A 20,684-nucleotide genomic window follows, 5' to 3' on the forward strand; every position below is an offset into this window, starting at 1 on the left:
GCGAAGCGACCCGGGGGGCGCGGGGGGTCGTCCCCCCGCAAGGAGCAGGCATGGGCAAGCTGAGCGCCGCGATCGTCGGTCCCGGCAACATCGGCACCGACCTGCTGGTCAAGCTGATGCGCAGTGAGCTGATCGACGTCCACTCGGTGGTGGGGGTGATCCCGGGGTCGGACGGCCTGGAGCGCGCCCGCAAGCTGGGCGTCCCGGCGTCGGCGGAGGGCGTGGACTGGCTGCTGTCGCAGCCGACCCTCCCGGACATCGTGTTCGAGGCGACGTCCGCGAAGGCGCATCTGGCCAACGCCCCGCGCTACGAGGAGGCGGGGATCACCGCGGTCGACCTGACGCCCGCGGCGACGGGGCCGCTGGTGTGCCCGCCGGTGAACCTGGAGACGCTGTCGGACGCCCCGAACCTCAACATGATCACATGCGGCGGGCAGGCGACGATCCCGATCGTGCACGCCGTCTCGTCGGTGGTGCCGGTGCCGTACGCGGAGATCGTCGCGTCGATCGCGTCGCGCTCGGCGGGGCCCGGCACCCGCGCCAACATCGATGAGTTCACCGTGACCACGGCCGACGCGATCGAGCGGGTCGGCGGCGCCGGCCGCGGCAAGGCGATCATCATCCTGAACCCGGTGGACCCGCCGATGATCATGCGGGACACGGTGTTCTGCGCGATCCCGGCGGACGCCGACACCAAGGCGATCACCGCGTCGGTCGAGAAGATGGTCTCCGAGGTCGCCGCCTACGTGCCCGGCTACACGCTGCGCGCCGAGCCGCAGTTCGACGAGCCCCGCGAGATCTGGAACGGGATGGCCCGCGTCGCGGTCTTCCTGGAGGTCCGCGGCAACGGCGACCATCTGCCGCCCTGGGCCGGCAACCTCGACATCATGACCGCGGCCGCCGCCCGCGTCGGTGAGCAGCTCGCGCGCAGGAAGGCCACCTCATGAGCGACAAGCAGAAGATCAGGATCACCGACTCGACGCTTCGGGACGGCAGCCACGCGATGGCGCACCGCTTCACCGAGGAGCAGGTCCGCGGGGTCGTGCACGCCCTCGACGGCGCCGGGGTGGAGGTCATCGAGGTCACGCACGGCGACGGCCTCGGCGGCTCGTCGTTCAACTACGGCTTCTCGCTGGAGGACGACGTCAAGCTCGTCGCCGCCGCCGTGGACGAGGCGACCCGCGCCAGGATCGCCGTGCTGATGCTGCCGGGCGTCGGCACGGTCGAGGACCTGAAGCTGGCGCACGACGCCGGGGCGGCCGTCGCCCGGATCGCGACGCACTGCACCGAGGCGGACGTGTCGCTCCAGCACTTCGCCGCCGCCCGCGACCTCGGCATGGAGACCGTCGGGTTCCTGATGATGGCGCACCGGGTCGAGCCGGAGGAACTGGCGAAGCAGGCCCGGATCATGGTGGACGGCGGCGCGCAGTGCGTCTACGTCGTCGACTCCGCGGGCGCCCTCGTCCTCGGCGAGGCGCAGGAGCGGATCAGCGCGCTCGTCAAGGAGATCGGGGAAGAGGCGCAGGTCGGGTTCCACGGCCACCAGAACCTGTCGCTGGGCGTCGCGAACTCGGTGCTGGCGCAGCAGAACGGCGCCCTCCAGATCGACGGGGCGCTGTGCGCGCTGGGCGCGGGGGCGGGCAACTCCCCCACCGAGGTGCTCGTCCCGACGTTCGAGCGGCTCGGCGTCCCGACCGGCGTGGACGTGCAGGGCGTGATGGCCGCCGCCGACGACGTGGTGAAGCCGTTCCTGCACCGGCTGCCGTTCGCGGACCGGGGCGCGATCACGCAGGGGTACGCGGGCGTGTACTCCAGCTTCCTGCTGCACGCCGAGCGCGCCGCCGAACGCTACGGCGTCCCGGCGCACGAGATCCTGCAGAAGGTCGGCGAGGCCGGCTACGTCGGCGGCCAGGAAGACATGATCATCGACGTGGCGTTGCAGCTCGCCGCCGAACGCGAGCGCGCCTCGTAGCCGGCGCCGGACGGGAGCCAGCTCGGGTGCGGGGGCTCCCGTCCGGCCCTCACAGGCGCCGGTCGTGGAGTTCGCGGATGGCGTCCTGGACGGTGGGGCGGGTCTCCAGGACGGCACGCCCCGGGAATCCCGCGCAGGCGCCGGGGTAGTGCGCGCTGATGATCTTTGCACGATGCAACCGTTGGGATAGCTTGGCGGGATGACCCACGAGGACCATCGCGCGTCGACTCCTCGCGGGCGGGCGCGCCGGGAACAGCTCGTGCGGATCGGCCTCGATCTGCTCGCCGAGGGCGGCTGGGCGGCGATCACGGCCCGGGCCGTCGCGGACCGCGCCCGCACCCGTCCGGGCCTGCTCCACCACTACTTCAACGGGCTTCCGGGGCTGCACGTCGCCGTCGCGCAGCGGGCCAGCGAAATGATCATCGATCCGGTGGTGGACGCGCTGCTGGCGGCACCGGACACCCCGGCCGCGGTGCGGGCGCTGCGTGACCTCGTCCCGGACATGGTGGCGGGCGAACGCAACCTCAGGCTGGCCGCCGAACTGCTCGTCAGGGCCCTGCGCGACCCGCGGATGGGGGCCGAGCGCCGGGACTGGTCGCGCGCCCTGCGCGGCCGGATCGCCGAGCGGCTCGCGCAGCTGTGCCCGGACTGGCCGGCGGAACGCCGCGAGGGCACCGCCATGCTGCTCACCGCCGTCCTGGACGGACTGCTGCTCCAGCTGATCCTCGATCCCGACCTGCCGACCGACCCGGCGCTGGACGCGACCGCCGCGCTGGTCGCGAAACCATGATCGTTCTTCGCCGGGCCGGAGGCCGGCGTGCCCTCAGCCGCCGGCCGCGGCGGGTGCCGCGTCCGGGTCGGAGCCGTGGGCCCGGTCGTCCCGGGAGCTTCGGCCGGGGACGACCGCGACGGGGCACCGCGCCTCGCGGAGCATCCCGGAACTGGTCGCGCCCAGCGGCCCGGGGCCGGTTCCACGGTCGCCCAGGACGAGGAGCCCGGCGTCGTCCGCCGCGTCCCGCAGCGCCTCGGACGGACGTTCCAGCAGCAGCGAGACCCTCACGTCGGTAGCGGGGTGGCGCCTCCGCCACGGCGCGACGGCGTCCTCCAGTTCGGCGGCGCGCGTCTTCTCCAGGAGGTCCCGGTCGTTGAACAGCGCCAGTTCCTGTTCGCTCACCGCCGCCGGCTCCCAGCATCCGTAGACGACGTGCAGGGCCCAGCCGCGCAGGGCCGCCTCCCCGAAGGCGAAGCCGAGCGCCGGGTCGCAGCCCGCCGTCCGGTCCGTGCCCACCACGACCAGCCGGGGCCGGGGCCGGCCGCCGGACACGACGATCACCGGCCGTTCCGACCGCGCGGGCAGCTCCAGTGCCGCCGCCCCGTCGTCCAGCCGATCGTGGGAGCCGATCACGAGAAGTTCCGCCGCGCCGGACGCGCGCAGCAGCGCCTCGATCGCCGGCCCGCGCATCAGGCGCCGGCGCACCGTGTCCGGCGCGCCGAGCCTCCGCGCGCGGCGGACGCCCCGCTCCAGCAGGTTCTCCCCCGCCCGCTTCATGATCGCCTCAACGCCCGGGTCCTGGTGGCCGCTCGCATAGGGCCAGTGCCAGCAGTGGCACATCACCAGGTCGAGTCCGCGCAGCCGGGCCTCCTCGACGGCCCAGCGCAACGCGTCGTCGTTCTCCGCCGACCCGTCGTAGCCGAACAGGACGTGCGGTCTTCGCATCCCCTCTGAGCCGTCCATGTACCTGCCCTCCTCCGTCCAGTCTGCGCGCATCCGGCGCGCTCCAGAAGAGGCGGAGGTCCCGGCACCGGCGCGGAGGGTCAACCGGAGGCAAAATCTCCGGCAGAAATGATCATTCGGGGCTGATCCTCCGCGCCGCCCGGGGATAGGGCGGAGGGAACCGGCACATCGAAAAGGGGGACGCGTGGTCAGAAGAGTCGCGGCGGAACTCGTGGGCACCCTGCTCCTCGTCTACTTCGCGGTGGGGGTGGCGACCCTGTCGTTCGGGTTCGGCGTGGCCGGCGGCAGCCCCTCCGCGGGCGTGGTGGCGACGGCGCTGGCGTTCGGGCTGGTGCTGCTCGTGCTGGTCTATGCGATCGGCCCGATCTCGGGCTGCCACATCAATCCCGCCGTCACGCTGGGCGTGCTGCTCGCCCGCCGGATCACGCCCGGGGACGCGGGCCGCTACTGGATCGCCCAGTTCGTCGGCGGGATCCTGGGCGCCCTCCTGCTCTGGCTCACCTTCTCCGGCTCGGCGATCTACAGCCGGTCCACGACCGGCCTGGGCGCCAACGGATGGGGTGAGGACAGCCTCATCCAGATCAACGCGGGCGGCGCGTTCCTCGCCGAAGCGATCCTGACCGCGCTGTTCGTGTTCATCGTCCTGTCCATGACGAGCACGGCCGCGATCCCCGCCGTCAGCGGCGTCTCCATCGGGCTGGCGCTCACCACCGTCCACCTGATCGGGATCCCGATGACGGGGACCTCGGTCAACCCGGCGCGCAGCCTCGGCCCGGCGCTGGTCAGCGGCGGCTCGGCCCTGGAGGGGGTGTGGCTGTTCATCGTGGCCCCGGCGGCGGGGGCCGTCCTCGCCGCGGCGGCCCACAACTACCTGCAGCCGCCGACCAAGGAGACCCCGCTGCCGCCGACGGAACCCGGCGCACGCTAGCGTCCGGGACCGCCCGGCACGTCAGGCGGGCGGGTAGTCCGCCGAGACGTAGGCGCGGACGTCGGCCACCCGCTCGCCGATGTACTCCTTCAGCAGGCTCCGCAGGCGCAGCTCCGCCAGCGGCCCGAGCGCGTCGTAGGTCTCCAGGAACAGGCCGCGGGCGGCGCCGAGCGGCCAGTCGTCCGGGAGCAGCGCCGTCGGCAGGCAAGGGTCGGCGTCCGGGAACACGCGCCAGGCGTCCATGATCTCGGTGCGCACCACCAGGGCCTCGGCAAGCCCGACGGCCCCCTCGCGCACGCGCTCCAGGAGCGGCGAATAGCGCTCGACGAACCCCTCGTAGCCTGCCCGGAGGCCGTCGACGTCGAACGCGGAGACCGGGTCGCGGCCCCCCGCCGGCGCCGACGCGAACCCCGCCACCATGAGTGACGCGGCCGGGCCGATGGACAGCTCGTCCAGAACGCGCGCGGCGTCCTCACGGCGGTCGCCCGGCATCACCCAGACCCCGTCGAACAGGGACGCCATGCCGATCTCCTGGAGCCGCGTGCGCAGGACGCGGCGCAGGTCGCGCTGGGACTCCGGCAGCGAGAACACCACGACCGTCCACTCGCCGGTGTCGGGGACCGGCGCTGCACCGAACGTCAGGAAATGCCGGAGCCGCCGGCCGTGGGTCTCCTTCGCCGCGTCGGCCATCCGGTAGGAGGTGCGGCGGCCGTCGCGCACCGGCAGGATCAGCCCGCGCTTGGCGAGCCTGCTCAGCGTGTTGCGCGCGCTCACGGCGGAGATGCCGAACTCGGCGAGCAGGCGCACGATCGCCGCGGACGGGACGGGGTTGCGCTCGGCGAAGTCGTAGTCGCCGAACAGCGTCGCCAGCAGATGCTGCGGATGGGCGCCCGCCTGCAGGCGGGGCATGTTCACCGCCCGGGTCCTCTCGCTCACCGGCGGAGTATACGGGCTCCGGCGCACCACCTCGCGCCCGACACGTTAGACACTATCCGTTGCGATCGGCAGGCGAGCACGATCGAGCACTGAACCGGTGGTGTGATGCCGGACCAGCGCCCCCAGTTCGTCCGAGAAACGCGTCACGATCTGCCGTACGCGGATCTCGGCGAGTGGCCCGAGGTTGTCGTACAACCGGGCGAACATGTCGTGGGCGCGCTGCAGCGGCCAATCCTCGGGCAGCAGTTCCGCGGGCAGTTCGGGATCGAGATTGGGGAACTGCCGCCAGGTGTCCATGACGTCGGTGCGCGCCAGCAGCGCCTCGGACGTGCTGACCGCCCCGTCCCTGGCGCGGCGGAGCAGGTCCTCGCGCTCGCTCACGAACCGCTCGTATCCGTCCCGGAGTTCGGCCAGGTCCCAGGCGTCGAGAGGGTCCTGGCCCTGCGGGACGCCCACCGGGGCCTGCGCGGCCATCACGCTGTAGCTGCGCACGCCGAGACCCGCCAAGGCGGCGGCCGCGTCCGCGGCGACGTCGTTGGGGGAGATCCAGACCCCGTCGTACAGCGGCGCGAAGCCCAGCCAGCGCAGCCGGGCGCGGGCTGAGTGGCGCAGGTCCCGCTGCTCCTCGGGCACCGAGAAGATCGCGATCCGCCACGACCCGTCCCAGGGCCGGGCGGTCATCCCGAACGACATGATCCGCTGGACGCCGCCGCTCAGCACCCGCGTCGCGCGCCCGGTCAGCGCGTAGTAGGTGCGGCGCCCCTGCTTGGAGACCTCCAGCAGGCCCCGCCGCGCCAGCCGGCTCAGCGCCGCGCGGGCGGCGACCTGGGAGATGCCGAACTCGCCGAGCAGCGCCACGAGCGCCGCCGACGGCAGATGCTCGGTCCGCGCGTACCAGTAGTCGCCGAGCAGCGTGATCAGCAGATGCTGCGGTTGCGGCCCCTGCTGCATCCGGGGGAGCCGGATCTCCCGATCCAGATCCGCACCGGCTTCAAGGACCTTGTCGACGGTCATGACGTCCATTCTAGATTCGACACCGGCTGGAACGGCCGGAACGGCGTGTGCACAACGTTATCCGCCCCGGCCCGTGCCGGTTACCCGGGGGTTCCGCGACGTCCGGACGGAAAGCCGGCGAACGCCGGCCGGGGCGGCGGGCGGGCCGGCCACCCGGCCGCCGTCACCCGTTCCCCGTCCCGGCGTCCGGCGGGGCCGCCAGGTCGGCCGGCAGGGTCGCCGGCCCGTGGACCGGCCAGCGGAGCGGCTCGGGCTCGGCCGCCAGGCGGAACGAGGACGTGGCGGCGAGCAGCGCGGCGAGCCCGGTGCGCAGTTCCAGGCGCCCGGCCTGCTGGCGGGCTGGGCACTGCTGTTCGTCACCATCGCCGGGGACATCAGCGCCTGCGCCATCCTCGCGGGCACCGGCAACGAGGTCGTCGGCTTCCGCATCCTGGAGGTCTTCGCCAACGGCGACTACGCGATGCTCGGCTCGCTGTCGATCCTGCTGACGGTGGTCTCGATCACCGTCGTCCTCCCCGTGACCTGGTACGCGCGGCGCCGCCACCGATCCGGGCCGCCGGTCCCGCACGCCGGGCGGAGCTGACCCGTGCCCGCCCCCCACGACGCAAGGAAGGCCGACATGCGGTTGATGAGCAGGAGCACGACTGCCGGAGATGCGGCGGCCGCCGGGGGCGAGCCGGAGGCCGGCGCCGGCGTGGTCCGCCTGCGCGACCTGACCAAGCGGTACCGGCGGGCGGACGGGCGGATCGAGCAGCTCGGCACGCCGCGTGACGTCTACGTGCGCCCGGCGTCCCGCTACGTCGCGAACTTCGTCGGCCTCGCCAACGAGGTGCCCGGGACCGTCTCGAGCGTCGGCGGGGAGTACGCCGTCCTGGACGGCCCGCTGGGCCGCGCCACCGGCGTCCCCGCCCAGGGGCTCGCGGCCGGGCAGGAGGCCGTGGCCGTCTGGCGGCCGGAGGACGCCCTGCTGAGCCCGGACGAGCCGCGCGCGGACAACCGCTGGCGGGCCGAGCCGGGGATCACCATGTTCGCCGGGCCGCACCGCGAGCACCGGCTCTCCGCCGGGGATCTGACCTGGCGGGTCTGGTCGTCCGGCGAGGCGGACTCCGGCGGCGTGCGGGACGGCGGGCGCGAGCCGGTCTGGGTCACCGCCCCGCCCGCCCGGACCCGCATCCTCCCGGCCTGACGTGTCAGCCCGCGTCCCCGCCCTCGTGCGCCGCCGCGGCCCGGCTGCGCAGCTCCGCGCGCCTGACCTTGGCCGAGGCGGTCAGCGGCAGCTCGTCGACGACGGTCCAGCGGCGGGGCACCTTGAACGGGCTGAGCCGCTCGCGGCAGTACGCGGTGACCGCGTCCGCGTCGAAGTCCGCCCCGGGCTCGGGGACGACGAACGCGACCACCAGCTCGCCCCAGCGGGTGTCCGGGGCGCCCACGACCGCCGCGCGCGCCACGCCGGGATGGCCGGTGACGACCTCCTCGACCTCCTCCGGCGCGACGTTCTCGCCACCGGTCTTGATCATGTCCTTGAGCCGCCCGGCGATGCGCAGGCGTCCGCGGGCGTCCATCACGGCGAGGTCGCCGGTGTGCAGCCAGCCGTCCGCGTCGATGGCGCGGGCGGTGGCCTCCGGGTCGTCGTGGTAACCCCGCGCCAGCCGTGCCCCGCGCAGGAGGAGTTCCCCTTCCCCCTCGATCGGGACGACCTCGCCGGAGGGGTCCACCACGCGGACGTCGGTGCCCTCGATGGGCGTGCCGACCGTGGTGCGCCGGACCTCGGCGTCGTCGGCCAGCGGTGCGGTCTGCAGGGCGCAGCCGCACGTCTCCGTCATGCCGAACGTGACCGACAGCGGCGCGCCGAAGCGCGCCTCGATCGTGTCGACCATCGCGGGCGTCAGGGTCATCCCGCCGGTGAACACGACCCGCAGGTCGCTCAGATCGGTGCCGGGGAAGTCCGGATGGTCCATCAGCAGGTGCAGCAGCGTCGGCGCGGCGGACAGCAGCGTCGCCCGCCGCGCGGCCATGGCCTCCAGCACGGCGGCGGGCTCGAATCGCAGTACGACGTGCTCGGCGCGCTGCCACAGTGCGCCCATCGTCCCGAGGACGTTGCCCGCGGTGTGGAACAGCGGCATCGGGTTCACCCACACACCCCCCGGTGGCAGGCCGATCCGCTGGGCGAACGCGTGGGAGGTGAGCACCATGCCCTGGTGGTGGATCCGTACGCCCTTGGGCCGTCCGCTGGTCCCTGAGGTGAACTGGATCTGCGCCGGCGAGTCCGGGGCGACCGGCGGGAGGACCGCGGCCGGTCCTCCCGCCCGAAGCTCCCGCCAGTCCCCGCCGAGGCGCACCACCGTGCCGGGCCGCGGCAGCCTCGCCACGGCCCGGCCGGCCACGTCCGAGTCCCCGTCGCGGACGTACAGGCGCGCGGCCTCCGACAGGCCGAGCGCGTGCGCCAGCTCGTCGGGCCGGGCCTTCGGGTTGACCGGAACCAGCACCATGCCGGCCAGCGCCACGCCGAACTGCAGCAGGACCGCCTCGGGCCCGTTGGCCAGGTACGTGGCGATGCGCGTGCCGGGCGGATGGCGGAGCAGCAGGGACCCCGCCACGGCGGTGGCGTCGGCCAGCAGCTCCGCCGCCGTCCAGCTCTCCGCCGCCCTGCCCTCGGGGCCCCGCCCGGCCGGGACGGTCAGGACGACGTCGTCCGGTCCCAGCCGGGCGGCCCGGCGCAGCACGTCGCCGACCACCGCCTCCTCAAGCCGCGGGCTCGGCGCGCCGTGCAGTTCCGACCGCCGGGGCACGTCCGTCATGGTGGCGGTCCGCTCAGTCGAACTTGTAGCTGACGGCGCTCGGGCCCTCGATGGTGTCCAGCACCTTCAGCCCGCCCGGCGCCTCCGGGTCGACCTTGGAGACGAACACCGTGCGAGACGGGGGCTTGCCCACCTCGGTGAAGTTCAGCTTCCCGGCGAACAGGCCCTGGGTGTCCAGGTCGGACGTCTTGCGCATCGCCTCGACGACGCCCTTAGGCGTGAGGTCACCGCTCTCGCACGCCGCCTCCAGCGCCTTGGCGAGCAGTTCCGCCTGCCCGTAGGCGAGCGGGACCTCCCAGCCCTTGGCGCCGTCCGGCGCGGCCTTCTCGAACATCGCGGTGGCCTTCTTCACCCCGGCGCCCTCACCGCTGTACGGCGCGACGCTGGTCACCGTGTAGAAGTTCTTGACCAGCCCTTCCCTGGCCGGGGTGTCCAGCAGCGCCGGGTTGAACGTGGGCGTGTTCCCGATGAGGGGGACGTTCACCCCGTTGGAGGCGAGCACGCTGGCCAGCGAGGACAGCTGCGACGGGGCGGCGCCGAGGATGACGCCCTTGACGTTCGCCCGCTCCAGCGCCGTCGCCTGGGCGGACATGTCCGAGTCCTGCGGGGTGATCTTGATCGGGTGGATCTTCAGCCCGCGCTCCTTGGCCGCGTGCTGGGCGCCGGCGAGGGAGTCGCCGCCGAAGTCCCCCTCGAAGTAGACGTGCCCGATCGTGCTGCCCTCGGGGACCTTCAGGGTGTCGACGAGGTAGTCGATGGCGTTGGCGCCCTCGATGCTGTAGGTGGTGCCGGGGATCTGCGCCACCTTGTGGTCGAGGGCGACGCTGGCCCAGCCCATGCCGCCGACGTAGAGGTCGTCCTTCTCCGCGAGCGGGAGGATGGCCGCGACGACGGGCGAGCCGAGCACCTGCTGGAGCGCCACGACGTCCGGCGACATGCTCCGGTAGAGCGACACGGCGCGCTGCGGGTTGTAGCCGTGGTCGCGCACGTCGACCGTGATCTTGCGGCCGCAGATGCCGCCCTCGGCGCTCTTGGCCGCCCAGTAGGCCTTCTTCTCCGCGACCTGGACGGCGGCGCCGGCCTTGAACGGCCCGGACAGGTCGGTGAGCACACCGATCTTGATCTCGGAGTCGGTGACGCCGTTGCCCGTGCGGACGCCCTTGCCGTCTTCGCCTCCGGATCCGGCGTTGGGGTCGGTGGTACTGCATGCCGTGATCGCCGCCAGGCACAGCGCCGCCGCGGCGAGAGGACGGAAGTTCATGGGGTGGTCTCCTTCAGGCTGGAACGATCGGCAGGACGTGTGGACCGGGCCGGCTCTCCGGTCCGTCCGGTGCGGGCCCCCACGCGGTGCAAGGCCCCGGAGAGCCCCCCGCGCAGGAAGATCAGGACGGCGATGATCGCGACGCCGTAGACGAACCGGCTGAGCGCGGCCGCGTCGAGGCCGCCGGAGCCGGGCGCGGACAGGAAGGGCAACTGCGAGCTGTACTGCACGAGCAGCAGCGGCAGCACCGAGACGAACACCGCCCCGGCGGAGGCGCCCGCGATCGAGCCCGCGCCGCCGAGCACGATCATCACCAGGTAGTCGATGGACACCATCAGCGCGAACGAGTCCGGCGCGATCCGGCCGAACGCCAGGGCCGTCAGCGCACCGGCGATCCCGGCGTAGACCGAGGAGACGGTGAACGCGGTGGCCTTCACCCTGGCGACCTGGATCCCGACGGACGCGGCGGCGGTCTCGCCGTCGCGGACGCCGGCCATCGCCCGGCCCGCCCGGCCGGCCTTGATGCCCCGGCCGAGGAACGCGGCCAGCAGCGCGATGACCAGGAACAGGTACCAGAGGCGGTGCAGCTCCCCGAACGGCGTCCCGAGCACCGCGAGGTACTCGGGGTTCTCGTCGCTGAAGCTGAAGCCGGGCACCGCGAACGCCTCGACGGTGCGGCCGTTGTACCCGCCGGTGACGTCGTCGGCGTTGAGCCAGACGTGCCGGCCGAGGAACACCAGCCCGAGGGAGGCGAGGCCGAGGTAGATGCCGCGCAGCCGTCCCGCGATGGGGCTGAACACGGCGCCCGCCGCGCCCGACACCACCGCGGCGGCGATGAGGGCCAGCACCGGCGGCAGCCCGAAGCCGGACATGTCGTCCTCCCGCCCGCCGGCGAGCAGGGTGTAGGTGTAGGCGCCGACGCCGAGGAAGAACGCGTGCCCGAGCGAGAGCTGGCCCGCGACACCGACCAGGAGGGTGAGGCCGATCGCCCCGACCACGGCGGCCATCGCGAACAGCCCGGCCTGGAGCCAGAAGTCGGTGAGCCAGAGCGGCCCGACGACGGCGGCGAGCAGCAGTGCGCCGCCGGCGGCCCGGGACGGCGCCACCCGGCGGAACCGGGCGAGCCCGAGTGCGTGCGGCCGATCAGACACGAATGGCCTCCTTCTGGCCGAACAGCCCGTGCGGGCGCAGCAGCAGGACGAGGACCATCACCGCGTAGGGGACGACCTCGCCGAAGCCGCTGCCGAGGAAGTGCAGGTCGGACTCGTAACCCACCGCGAGCGCCTGCGCGACCCCGATGACGAGGCCGCCGACGACGGCGCCGGGGACGGAGTCGAAACCGCCCAGCACCCAGGCGGGAATGGCGGCGAAGGCGATGACGGAGATGCCCGGCTCGACGCCGGGCGTCGGGTAGGAGGTGAGGAACACCCCGGCGACGGCCGCCAGCGCACCGGCGAGCCCCCACCCGATCGCGCTGGTACGGCTGAGCCGGATGCCCATCAGCGACGCGGTGTCGGGGTCGGCGGCGGCGGCGCGCATCGCGACACCCCAGTCGGTGCGGGCCGCCAGCACTCCGAGGGTCCCGAACAGCACCAGCGCCGCCCCGGCCGCGATCGCCCGGGACGCCGGCAGGCTGATCCCCGCCACGGTGACCACCGACGCGCCCCACGGCGCCCCGATGTTGAGGACGTCGTTGCCGATCTGCCTGGTCAGCTCGGTGAGCAGCAGGATGTCCACGCCGATCGTCAGGATCGCGAACACGCCGGGGTCGCGTTCGGCGACGTGCCGGACGAGCAGCGCGTTGATCAGCGCCGCGACCAGTGCCGCGCCCAGCACCCCGGCCGCGAGCGCGAGCCAGAACCCGAGCGGCCCATGCAGGCGGGCCACCAGGTAGGCGCCGAGCAGCAGCACCGAGCCGTGCGCGAAGTTCAGCACCCCGGTGGACTTGAACACCACGACGAAGCCGACGGCGATCAGCCCGAGGACCAGCCCGAGCGACACGCCGTTCACCAGCTGTGTGAGCAGATAACTCATGCGGCCTCCGATCCGAGGTAGGCCCGGAGCACTTCGGGGTCGCGCTGGACCTCGGCGGGCGTGCCGTCGGCGATGAGCCGGCCGAAGTCCAGGACGGTGACGCGCTCGGCCAGGCCCATCACGAACGGCATGTCGTGCTCGACGAGCAGGATGGAGATCCCGAGCTCGCGCTGGACCGCCATGATCGTCGCCGCCATCTCGACGGACTCGCCGTGGTTCATTCCGGCGACCGGCTCGTCCAGGAGGAGCAGGGTCGGTTCGGCGCACAGCGCGCGCCCCAGCTCGACCCGCTTGCGGTCGCCGTAGGAGAGGGTGTGGACGGCTCGGCCGAGCAGCCCGTCGATGCCGAGCAGTTCGGCGACGCGGCCGGCCTGGGCGCGGTGCTCGCGGTCCTCCCGGCGGGTGCGCGGCAGGCCGAGCGCGCCGCCGAGGACGCCGGACCGCATCAGGCGGTGCCGACCGGTGAGCAGGTTGTCGGCGACCGTGGCGTCCAGCGACAGCGAGATGTTCTGGAAGGTCCGCGCGACGCCGAGCCCGGCGATCTGGTCGGCCCGCAGCCCGGTGAGGACCCGGTCGCCGTAGCGGACGGTGCCCTCGGCGACCTTGTACGCGCCGCCGAGGACGTTGATGCAGGTCGACTTTCCGGCCCCGTTCGGGCCGATGAGGGCGTGCACCGTGCCGGGCGCGATCTCGAAGGACACGTCCATGAGGGCGGTGACGCCGCCGAACCGGACCGTCACCCCGTCCACGCGCAGCGCCTCCGCGCGCACGGCGCGGTCGCCCGCGCCGGCGTGCATGGCCTTGGCGAGGCCGGTCAGCCCGCCGTCCCGCGTGCCGGCGTCCGTTCCGGCGTCCGTTCCGGCGCCGGGCTCGGTCTCCGTTTCGGCGGCGGCGGCTTCGGTCGTGCCGCCGCCCAGGTAGCGGCTGCGGATCTCGTCGGTGCCGGCGAGCACCTCGGCGGGGCCGGACGCGGCGACCGCCCCCACCTCCAGCACGTAGGCGCTGCCCGCGACCCGCAGTCCCATGACGGCGTTCTGCTCGATCAGCAGCACCGCCGTGCCCTGCCGGTTGATCTCCGTGATGATCTCCCCGATCTGGGTGACCAGCTGCGGCGCGAGGCCGAGCGACGGCTCGTCCAGCAGGAGCAGCCGGGGCCGGCTCATCAGCCCGCGTCCGATGGCGAGCATCTGCTGCTGGCCCCCGGACAGCAGCCCCGCCCGCTGCCGGCGCCGGCCGGCCAGATCGGGGAACAGCTCGAAGACCCGGTCGAGGGCCTCGCGCTTGACGCGTTCCGCCGCGGTGAAACCGCCGGCGCGGAGGTTCTCCTCCACCGTGAGGTCGCGGAACACCCGCCGGCCCTCGGGGACCTGCGCCACGCCCGCCCGCACGATCTCCGCGGTCGGCAGGCCGCCGATGTCCCGTCCGTCGAGGCGGACGGTCCCCGCGGTGATGCCGCCGCCGACGGAGCCGAGCGATCCGGAGACGGCGCGCAGCAGGGTGGTCTTCCCGGCGCCGTTGCCGCCGAGCACGGCGACGACGCCGCCCCTCGGGACCTGCAGGGACACTCCGCGCAGGGCGCGCACCGCACCGTCGTAACTCACGTCGAGACCCTCGACCGTGAGCAGCGGATCGTCGGGGACGGTGACGGTGTCCCGAGCAGGTTCGGATCTGGTGGGCATGAGGCCTTCCCTCCACGCGGGGAAATCGGGACGCTTACCTCGACCGCGAGGAACGCTAGACAAAGTAGTGTCGCGCGTCAAGGGTTGTTTGTATATTAATGTGATTAAGATCACTCTGCCCCCACCTGTGCCGACGTCAGGAGGTCGCGGAGGTGCTTGGGGACCCGGCACCGCCTTCCTAGACTCGGATGTCATGATCAAGATCTTCGGGGCCGCCCTGCTGCTGGGCGGAAGCATGGTCCTGGGGGGCGCCGCCGCCGTCCCCGCCCACGCCGCCACCGCCGGAGGGCTGCCGGAGGATCTGGACGCCGTACTCCGCGACGGCCGCCTCCAGGGCGCGGCCGTCGACGTCGTCGTCCGTGACGCCGAGACGGGCGAGGTTCTCTACGACCGTAACGGGAACGGCCAGGTCACGCCCGCTTCGAACAACAAACTGCAGACCTCGGCGGCGGCGTTCGGCATCCTCGGCCCCGGATACCGGTTCCGCACGACGGTGAGCGTCAAGGGCGGAAACCTCTACCTCAGGGGCACCGGCGACACCACCATGCGGGCCGCCGAGTACGACCGCCTCGCCGCCGCCGTCGCGGCCCGGGGCATCACCGGGATCAAGGGCGACCTCGTCGCCGACGACACCTGGTTCGGCGCCAAGCGGACCCCGGACGACTGGGACCCCGCGGACCTCCAGTACGCCTATGCCGGGCAGACGTCCGCGCTCACCGTCTCGCCCAACGACGACTTCGACGCGGGCTCGATCAAGGTCTCCCTCACTCCCGCCGCCCGCGAAGGGCGGCCGGTCCGGGTCGGGCTGACCCCGGACACCGACGTCGTGAAGATCGACAACAGGGCCGTCACCGGGCCGCCCGGGTCGTCGTCCACCCTCGCGGTGAACCGGGGCAACGGCACCAACACCATCGTCGTCACCGGCTCCCACCCGGCGGGCGCGGCACCCGCCGGCGTCCTGCGGACCGTCGAGGGACCCACGCTGTACGCCGCGGACGTTTTCCGCAAGGCGCTCAAGGCGCACGGCGTCCAGGTGTCCGGCGCGACCGAGCGGGGCAGGACGCCGCCGGGCGCCAAGACGATCGCCACCCGCACCTCGATGCCGCTGTCGCGGCTCGCCACGCCGTTCCTGAAGCTCAGCAACAACGTCATGGCGGAGACCCTCGTCAAGGCGATCGGACGCGAGGTGCGGGGCGAAGGCACCTGGGCGGCGGGGCTGCCCGCCATCACCGCCCACCTCCGGCGCCTCGGCGTCGACACCTCCCAGGTGACCATGACGGACGGCTCGGGCCTGTCCCGCGGGAACCGCACGACGGCCGTGCAGCTCAGCACCCTGCTCAGGAACGTCCGGAAGCGGCCGTGGTTCCCTGCCTGGTACGCCGCTCTGCCCATCGCCGGGCGACCGGACCCGCTGGCCGGCGGGACGCTCGCGAACCGCATGAGGGGCACCGCGGCCGACGGCAACGTACACGCCAAGACCGGGACGCTGACCGGCGTCACCGCCCTGTCCGGCTATGTGAAGGACCCTGGCGGCCGGACGCTGATCTTCTCCAGCGTCTTCAACGGCTACTCCGGAGGGGCACCGAAGGACATCGAGGACAAGATCGCCGTGCGCCTCGCCACCGGCGGCGGCGACGCCCGCACCGCCCTGCGCCGCATGGCCCCGGCCGACGGCGGCGACCTCGAAAGCACCTGGACCGGCGGCATCCGGCCCTAGATCAGCCGCCCTGGGGCCGGGTGGCCGTCCGGAGCGCCCGGTAGAGCAGGCGGGGGTCGCCCAGCCGGTGCCGGAGGACCTTCTCCAGGCCGCCGATCGGGACGAGGTTCTGCGGGGCGCGCGGATCCTTGTAGCCGATCCCGGCCAGCCCCGGGATGATCGCCGCGCTGTGGTCGGCGAGTTCGACGACCGCGTCGCGGGTCAGGTCCGCGGCGGCCTCGCAGCGGGCGATGCCCGCCCAGGGCGCGGTGGACGGGGTCGGCAGCCGCAGGTACCACGAATGCCGCGCCCAGCTCGTCGTCATGAGGAAGACGGGCGTGCGCTGGCCCGGCCCCAGCGCCGTGAGGACGGCCGTCTGCGGGTCGGCCAGGTAGGCGGCATGGTGCGTCTTGACGTAGCCGATGGTGCGCGGCAGGTGGGCGCGGCCGCGCAGGGGGCCGTCCACGATGAGCAGGTCGTCGGGGCCGGACGCGGTCCGGTACCGGGTGGCGAGGGTCACCTCCAGGTCGCTGAGCTGCCCCTGGAGCGCGAGGGACAGCTGCTCGGCGGCGCCGCCGCGGGCCCGCGCCGCGACGTAGGTGCCCGCCCAGGTGGCCAGGTCGGCGGCGTGCGGGGACGGGGTGAACAGCGAGCGGCGCACCTCCACCTCGGCGAGTTCGGCGAGCCCGCCGGGCGCGCAGCGCACCAGGCCGGCGGCGCAGGACGCGGCGATGCCGGGGGCGGGCATCCCCCCGGACGGGTCGCCGACCCACACCCGGGCCTCGATGCGGCGGACGCCGTCCGCCACGATCAGCCCGCCGGGCGGCGGCCCCGCCGCGGGCGGCGAGACCGGGCGCCAGCGGTCCGGCGGCAGCTCCACGCCGAGGTCGAGCTTGACGGACGAGGGGTCCAGCTCGCCGATCGCCTCCGCGGTCAGCGACGTGGCGTACCCCGGGTCCCAGGGGTCGACGGTGATGGCGGCGGTCGCGGCCGCCGGTGCCGTGGTCACGTGCTCTTCTTCTCCAGATGCGAGCCGGTGTTGTCGCGGAACACGTCGAAGCGGACGGGGACGCGCTCGGCGAGCGCCGGAACGTGGGTCACGATGCCGACCATACGATCACCCCCTGACGTCAGCCGCTCGAGCGTCGTCGCGACCGTGTCGAGGGTGGAGGGGTCGAGCGTGCCGAAGCCCTCGTCCAGGAAGATCGAGTCCAGGCTCCGGGCCGCGCCGCCGCCGAACCGGGCGACCTGGTCCGACAGCGCCAGCGCGAGCGCGAGCGACGCCTGGAACGTCTCGCCGCCCGACAGCGTCCGGACGCTGCGCCGCAGCCCCGCCTCCGCGTAGTCGATCACCTCGATGGCGTTCCTGCCGTCGAGGACGAGTTCGAACTGGCCGTCCGACAGCTCCCGCAGCGTCCCGGACGCGGTGTCGACGAGCAGCGCCAGCGCCTCGCCGCACAGCCAGTTCTCGAAGTTGTTGGCCCGCAGGTGCCGCGCCAGCTCGCCCGCGACCCGGGCGTCCTGCCGGTGGCGGCTGATCTCCCCGGCCAGTTCGGCGGCCGTCCGGCGGTCCCGGCGGATGCGCTCCAGCCGGTTCTCCGCCTGGTTGCGGGCGGTCAGGACGGCTTCGCGGACCGTCTCGGGCTCGATGGACGCGGGCACGGCGATCTCGTGGGCGCCCAGTTCGGCGGCGAGCGCCTCGTGCCGTTCGTCCCGCCGGTGGCGCAGGTCGCGCAGGGCGTTCTCCAGCGCGCCGGCCGCCTGTTCGCGACGTCCTGACTCCCGGTCGCGCCAGTCGAGGAGGGTCGTCCAGGCGGCGTGCAGGTCGGCGCGGCCGACCGGTGGGGCACCGAGCGCGACCACGGTGTCGCGGGCGCCGTCCAGCTCGGCGAGCGCCCTCCCGGCCTCCTGGTTCAGTTCGGTGCGCTCTTCCTCGGCCTTGGCCAGTTCGGCTCGGGCGGTGAGCAGGGCCTGCCGTGCGCCGGCCGCTTCCCGGTCGGCCAGGTCGATGGCGTCGCGGCGCCGCCGCGCGTCGTCGAGGTCCGGGTGGGCGCGGATGCGCTCCGCCTCGGTGCCGAGCTGCCGCCCGAGAGCGGCGAGGCCCGCTTCGCGCCTGGACAGTTCGCGCTCGAGTTCCTGGAGTCTCGCCTGTGCGGCGTCGAGTTCCCGTTTGCGGGCCTGGACGTTCCGGTCCGCCGCGCCGAGGGCGGGCGGGGCATGGTGCTCGGGCAGGTCGGTGACGTCCCGCAGGCAGACCGGGCAGGGTTCGCCGGCGGACAGCCGCCGTGCGAGGTCGGCGGCCGTGTCGGCGTCGCGGACGCGCTGCCGTTCGGCCTCGGCCCGTTCGAGGTTCGTGCGGGCGGCGGCGAGGTCGGCGGCGGCGGCGTCCGCCTCCCGGCGGGCCTCGTCCGCCCCGGTCCGGGCGTCCTCGATCTCGCCGGTGAGGCGGGCGTGGTCGCGGTGCGCCGTGATCGCCTGGTCGAGGACGGTCCTGTCGCCGAGGTCCGCGCCCCGGTCACGGGCCGCCGACTCCGCCTCCTCGTGCCGGGCGACCTCCCGGGTGAGGCGCTCGGCCTCGTCGGCGGCGGCCTTGAGGTCGTCCGCGAGGGTCGGCACGTCGCCGGGCATGGCGAGCGCGGACAGCGCGGCGAGGGCACGCTCCGCCTCGGTGGCCTCCGTCGTCCTGTCCCGGATTTCGCCGTCGGTCCGCTGAAGCTCGTCGAGCGCCTCGCGGACGCTCTCGCCGAGGGCCCGCATGCCCTCCAGCCGCCGCGCGGCCTCGTTCTCGGCGGCCTCGCCGGCGTCGGTGAGCTTGGCCCGCTGCGCCTCGGCGGCCTGCGCGCGGACCTCGGCGGCCTTCGCCTCCTCCCCCGCCCGCTGCTTGATCAGCTCGAAGGTCTTCGCGTCGAGGAGCTGGACGAGAAGGTCCTGCCGCTTGCTCGGTTCGGCTTGCAGGAAGTCCGCGAACCGTCCCTGCGGGAGGACGACGCACTGCATGAAGAACCTGTACTCGAGCCCGGTGATGCGCTGGACGGCGGCCGTCACCCCGTCGCCGTCGGCGATCGTCCGGACCTGCGCCGCCAGCAGTTCCTCGATGCCCCCGGCGGGGTCGACGGACGGGTCCAGCTCGTCCAGCCGCGCCTCCTTCGTGGTCACCGCGCCCCGGGGGCTGCGGGCCAGCGCCCGGACGACGCCGTAGCGGCGGCCCGCCGACTCGAAGACGAGCGCGACCTTCCCGGAGTTGGCGGACGGCGCCAGCGCCAGCCGGATCACGTTCTCCTTCCCCCAGCGGGGAACCGACCCGTACAGCGCGAAGCAGATCGCGTCGATGACGGTGCTCTTGCCCGATCCGGTGGGTCCGACGAGGACGAAATAGTCCACGTCGTGCAGGCCGACCGAGGTCGGTGTGCGGTAGCTGCAGAAACCGTCCATGTGGACGCACAGCGGACGCATCAGTCCTCCTCTCCCCCGTGCCCGTCGAGTTCGTCGTAGAGCCGGTCGAACAGCGCCTCGACCCGCTCGTCCTCGTGGCCGAGCTGTTCGAGGTAGGTGCGGAACAACCCGCGCGGCGTGGGGGCGTTTCGCCCGGTGACGGCCGCTGGCCGCGGCGCGGAGGTGGGCCGGAACGCCTCGTCGATGTCGACGGTCAGCGCGTTCGGCAGGATCTCCCGCACGTCGTCGGCGAGCCCGGCGCGCGGCTTCTCCGCGACGACGACGCGCAGCCACGCGTCCCCGAGGTCGTCCGCCATCGCCTCCAGCGCGCCGAGCGGGCCGGTGACCGTGCGCAGGACGCGGGCGCCCGTCAGCGTCACCTCCCGCACGTCGGCGGGACGCCCCGGCGCGACGTCGACGACCAGCGCGCCGGGCGTGTTCTGCTCCTCCCCGAAGTCGACGGCGATCGGGGAGCCGCTGTACCAGATGGGGCAGGGGCCGGGCATCCGCTGCCGCCGGTGCAGGTGGCCGAGCGCGGCGTAGTGGGCGGCCGGCGGGAACGCCGACGACTCGAAGTAGTAGGAGAAGATCGTCTGCGCTTCGCGTTCGCCGCCGCCGAGCCTGCCGCCCGGCAGCGTGCCGTGCGCCGCGACCAGGTTGACGGTGTCGGCGGTGAACCCTGCCGTGAGCGCCTCGGCGAGCCGCCCGAAGCGGTGGGCGTAGTCGCGGTTGTGCTGGTCGGGCGTGTCGGTCAGCGCCTCCAGGGCCCGGACGACGTACCGCTGCGACAGGAACGGCATGGCGGCGAGCCTGACCGGCTCCCCGGTCCGGGCCGTCCACGACAGCAGCCCGCCCGCGTCCGGGCGCCGGAACCTCCCGACGACCCGGATGCCGAGCTGCCGCAGCACCGGCCGGTACACGTCGTCCAGCAGGCGCGGATCGTCGTGGTTGCCGGCGAGGACGACGACCTCCCGGCCGCCCTCCTGGAGCGCCAGCAGCGTCTTCATCACCAGAGCCTGCGACGGCGGCGTCGGGACCGCGCCGTCGAAGACGTCCCCCGCGACGATGACCGCGTCGACGTCCTCCTTCCGCGCGACGGCGACCAGCTCGCCCAGCACCTTCGCGTGCTCGTCGAACCGCGACCGGCCCCGGAGCACCTTGCCGACGTGCCAGTCGGCGGTGTGCAGGAACTTCATGTT

Annotated in this window: 19 protein-coding genes; 7 read left to right on the forward strand and 12 right to left on the reverse strand. The window is 73.8% G+C overall.

The annotated features are described in order from the left end of the window. Nucleotides 1-50: 50 nt before the first annotated feature. Together ACGFK0_RS22655 and dmpG are read left to right on the forward strand one after the other, a co-directional pair. Nucleotides 51-947 carry an acetaldehyde dehydrogenase (acetylating) gene (locus tag ACGFK0_RS22655; protein ID WP_392907681.1) on the forward strand — a complete coding sequence of 299 codons (897 nt, stop codon included), beginning with the start codon at nt 51-53 and terminating at the stop codon, nt 945-947. Beyond that, entirely contained in the window at nt 944-1,972 is a 1,029-nt protein-coding gene (gene dmpG, locus ACGFK0_RS22660) for a 4-hydroxy-2-oxovalerate aldolase (RefSeq protein ID WP_392907683.1), read from the forward strand. The genes ACGFK0_RS22655 and dmpG overlap by 4 nt, the downstream gene beginning before the upstream one ends. A 49-nt stretch (nt 1,973-2,021) precedes the next feature. On the opposite strand, the gene ACGFK0_RS22665 is transcribed toward dmpG, so the two are convergent. Then, nucleotides 2,022-2,150, reverse strand: coding sequence for a hypothetical protein (locus ACGFK0_RS22665; protein ID WP_392907686.1), 129 nt, complete (start codon nt 2,148-2,150; stop codon nt 2,022-2,024). Nucleotides 2,151-2,171: 21 nt separating this feature from the next. Between ACGFK0_RS22665 and ACGFK0_RS22670 the strand changes: the two genes are divergently transcribed. After that, nucleotides 2,172-2,762, forward strand: a complete 591-nt coding sequence (locus ACGFK0_RS22670; RefSeq protein WP_392907688.1) for a TetR/AcrR family transcriptional regulator — start codon at nt 2,172-2,174, stop codon at nt 2,760-2,762. Nucleotides 2,763-2,795: 33 nt separating this feature from the next. Here ACGFK0_RS22670 and ACGFK0_RS22675 read toward each other — a convergent pair whose 3' ends face one another. Continuing rightward, nucleotides 2,796-3,707, reverse strand: a complete 912-nt coding sequence (locus ACGFK0_RS22675) for a universal stress protein (RefSeq protein WP_392907691.1) — start codon at nt 3,705-3,707, stop codon at nt 2,796-2,798. A 184-nt stretch (nt 3,708-3,891) separates the two neighbouring features. Here ACGFK0_RS22675 and ACGFK0_RS22680 point away from each other — a divergent pair, with 184 nt between their 5' ends. Continuing rightward, on the forward strand, nt 3,892-4,635 hold the full coding sequence (locus tag ACGFK0_RS22680; protein ID WP_392907694.1) for an MIP/aquaporin family protein: 744 nt from the start codon (nt 3,892-3,894) through the stop codon (nt 4,633-4,635). Nucleotides 4,636-4,656: 21 nt separating this feature from the next. Here ACGFK0_RS22680 and ACGFK0_RS22685 read toward each other — a convergent pair whose 3' ends face one another. Together ACGFK0_RS22685 and ACGFK0_RS22690 are read right to left on the reverse strand one after the other, a co-directional pair. Beyond that, on the reverse strand, nt 4,657-5,571 hold the full coding sequence (locus tag ACGFK0_RS22685) for a PaaX family transcriptional regulator C-terminal domain-containing protein (RefSeq protein WP_392907697.1): 915 nt from the start codon (nt 5,569-5,571) through the stop codon (nt 4,657-4,659). A gap of 45 nt (nt 5,572-5,616) precedes the next feature. Continuing rightward, the gene (locus tag ACGFK0_RS22690; RefSeq protein ID WP_392907699.1) at nt 5,617-6,585 is read right to left on the reverse strand and encodes a PaaX family transcriptional regulator C-terminal domain-containing protein; all 969 of its coding nucleotides are present in this window, start codon (nt 6,583-6,585) and stop codon (nt 5,617-5,619) included. Nucleotides 6,586-6,811: 226 nt separating this feature from the next. On the opposite strand from ACGFK0_RS22690, the gene ACGFK0_RS22695 reads away from it, so the two are divergent. Together ACGFK0_RS22695 and ACGFK0_RS22700 are read left to right on the forward strand one after the other, a co-directional pair. Beyond that, on the forward strand, nt 6,812-7,168 hold the full coding sequence (locus tag ACGFK0_RS22695) for a hypothetical protein (RefSeq protein ID WP_392907701.1): 357 nt from the start codon (nt 6,812-6,814) through the stop codon (nt 7,166-7,168). A 45-nt stretch (nt 7,169-7,213) separates the two neighbouring features. Further along, nucleotides 7,214-7,771: a hypothetical protein gene (locus tag ACGFK0_RS22700; protein WP_392907703.1), complete on the forward strand. Its 558-nt coding sequence runs from the start codon at nt 7,214-7,216 to the stop codon at nt 7,769-7,771. A gap of 4 nt (nt 7,772-7,775) precedes the next feature. Here ACGFK0_RS22700 and ACGFK0_RS22705 read toward each other — a convergent pair whose 3' ends face one another. From ACGFK0_RS22705 to ACGFK0_RS22725, 5 genes are read right to left on the reverse strand one after another with little or no spacing between them, the layout of a single operon-like run. Further along, a complete protein-coding gene (locus tag ACGFK0_RS22705; protein WP_392907705.1) occupies nt 7,776-9,383 on the reverse strand; it encodes an AMP-binding protein in 1,608 nt (535 codons plus the stop codon). A gap of 13 nt (nt 9,384-9,396) precedes the next feature. Then, nucleotides 9,397-10,644, reverse strand: coding sequence for an ABC transporter substrate-binding protein (locus ACGFK0_RS22710; protein WP_392907708.1), 1,248 nt, complete (start codon nt 10,642-10,644; stop codon nt 9,397-9,399). Further along, nucleotides 10,641-11,795 (reverse strand): branched-chain amino acid ABC transporter permease, encoded by a 1,155-nt coding sequence (locus tag ACGFK0_RS22715; RefSeq protein ID WP_392907710.1) that lies wholly within the window; start codon nt 11,793-11,795, stop codon nt 10,641-10,643. Before ACGFK0_RS22715 ends, ACGFK0_RS22710 begins: the two co-directional genes overlap by 4 nt. Continuing rightward, nucleotides 11,788-12,678: a branched-chain amino acid ABC transporter permease gene (locus ACGFK0_RS22720; protein WP_392907712.1), complete on the reverse strand. Its 891-nt coding sequence runs from the start codon at nt 12,676-12,678 to the stop codon at nt 11,788-11,790. The genes ACGFK0_RS22715 and ACGFK0_RS22720 overlap by 8 nt, the downstream gene beginning before the upstream one ends. Next, entirely contained in the window at nt 12,675-14,357 is a 1,683-nt protein-coding gene (locus tag ACGFK0_RS22725; RefSeq protein ID WP_392907714.1) for an ATP-binding cassette domain-containing protein, read from the reverse strand. Before ACGFK0_RS22725 ends, ACGFK0_RS22720 begins: the two co-directional genes overlap by 4 nt. A gap of 193 nt (nt 14,358-14,550) precedes the next feature. On the opposite strand from ACGFK0_RS22725, the gene dacB reads away from it, so the two are divergent. Further along, nucleotides 14,551-16,074, forward strand: a complete 1,524-nt coding sequence (gene dacB, locus ACGFK0_RS22730) for a D-alanyl-D-alanine carboxypeptidase/D-alanyl-D-alanine-endopeptidase (RefSeq protein WP_392907717.1) — start codon at nt 14,551-14,553, stop codon at nt 16,072-16,074. A gap of 1 nt (nt 16,075) precedes the next feature. Here dacB and ACGFK0_RS22735 read toward each other — a convergent pair whose 3' ends face one another. Genes ACGFK0_RS22735 through ACGFK0_RS22745 form a run of 3 tightly spaced genes read right to left on the reverse strand, consistent with a single transcriptional unit; the run spans nt 16,076 to nt 20,681 of the window. Next, a complete protein-coding gene (locus ACGFK0_RS22735) occupies nt 16,076-17,062 on the reverse strand; it encodes a hypothetical protein (RefSeq protein WP_392907720.1) in 987 nt (328 codons plus the stop codon). Continuing rightward, nucleotides 17,059-19,506, reverse strand: a complete 2,448-nt coding sequence (locus ACGFK0_RS22740; protein ID WP_392907722.1) for an AAA family ATPase — start codon at nt 19,504-19,506, stop codon at nt 17,059-17,061. The genes ACGFK0_RS22735 and ACGFK0_RS22740 overlap by 4 nt, the downstream gene beginning before the upstream one ends. Continuing rightward, nucleotides 19,506-20,681 carry an exonuclease SbcCD subunit D gene (locus ACGFK0_RS22745; protein WP_392907724.1) on the reverse strand — a complete coding sequence of 392 codons (1,176 nt, stop codon included), beginning with the start codon at nt 20,679-20,681 and terminating at the stop codon, nt 19,506-19,508. The genes ACGFK0_RS22740 and ACGFK0_RS22745 overlap by 1 nt, the downstream gene beginning before the upstream one ends. Nucleotides 20,682-20,684 lie beyond the last annotated feature (3 nt).

This window comes from Spirillospora sp. NPDC048823, assembly GCF_043198445.1.
In the GTDB taxonomy this organism is placed as follows: Bacteria; Actinomycetota; Actinomycetes; order Streptosporangiales; family Streptosporangiaceae; genus Spirillospora.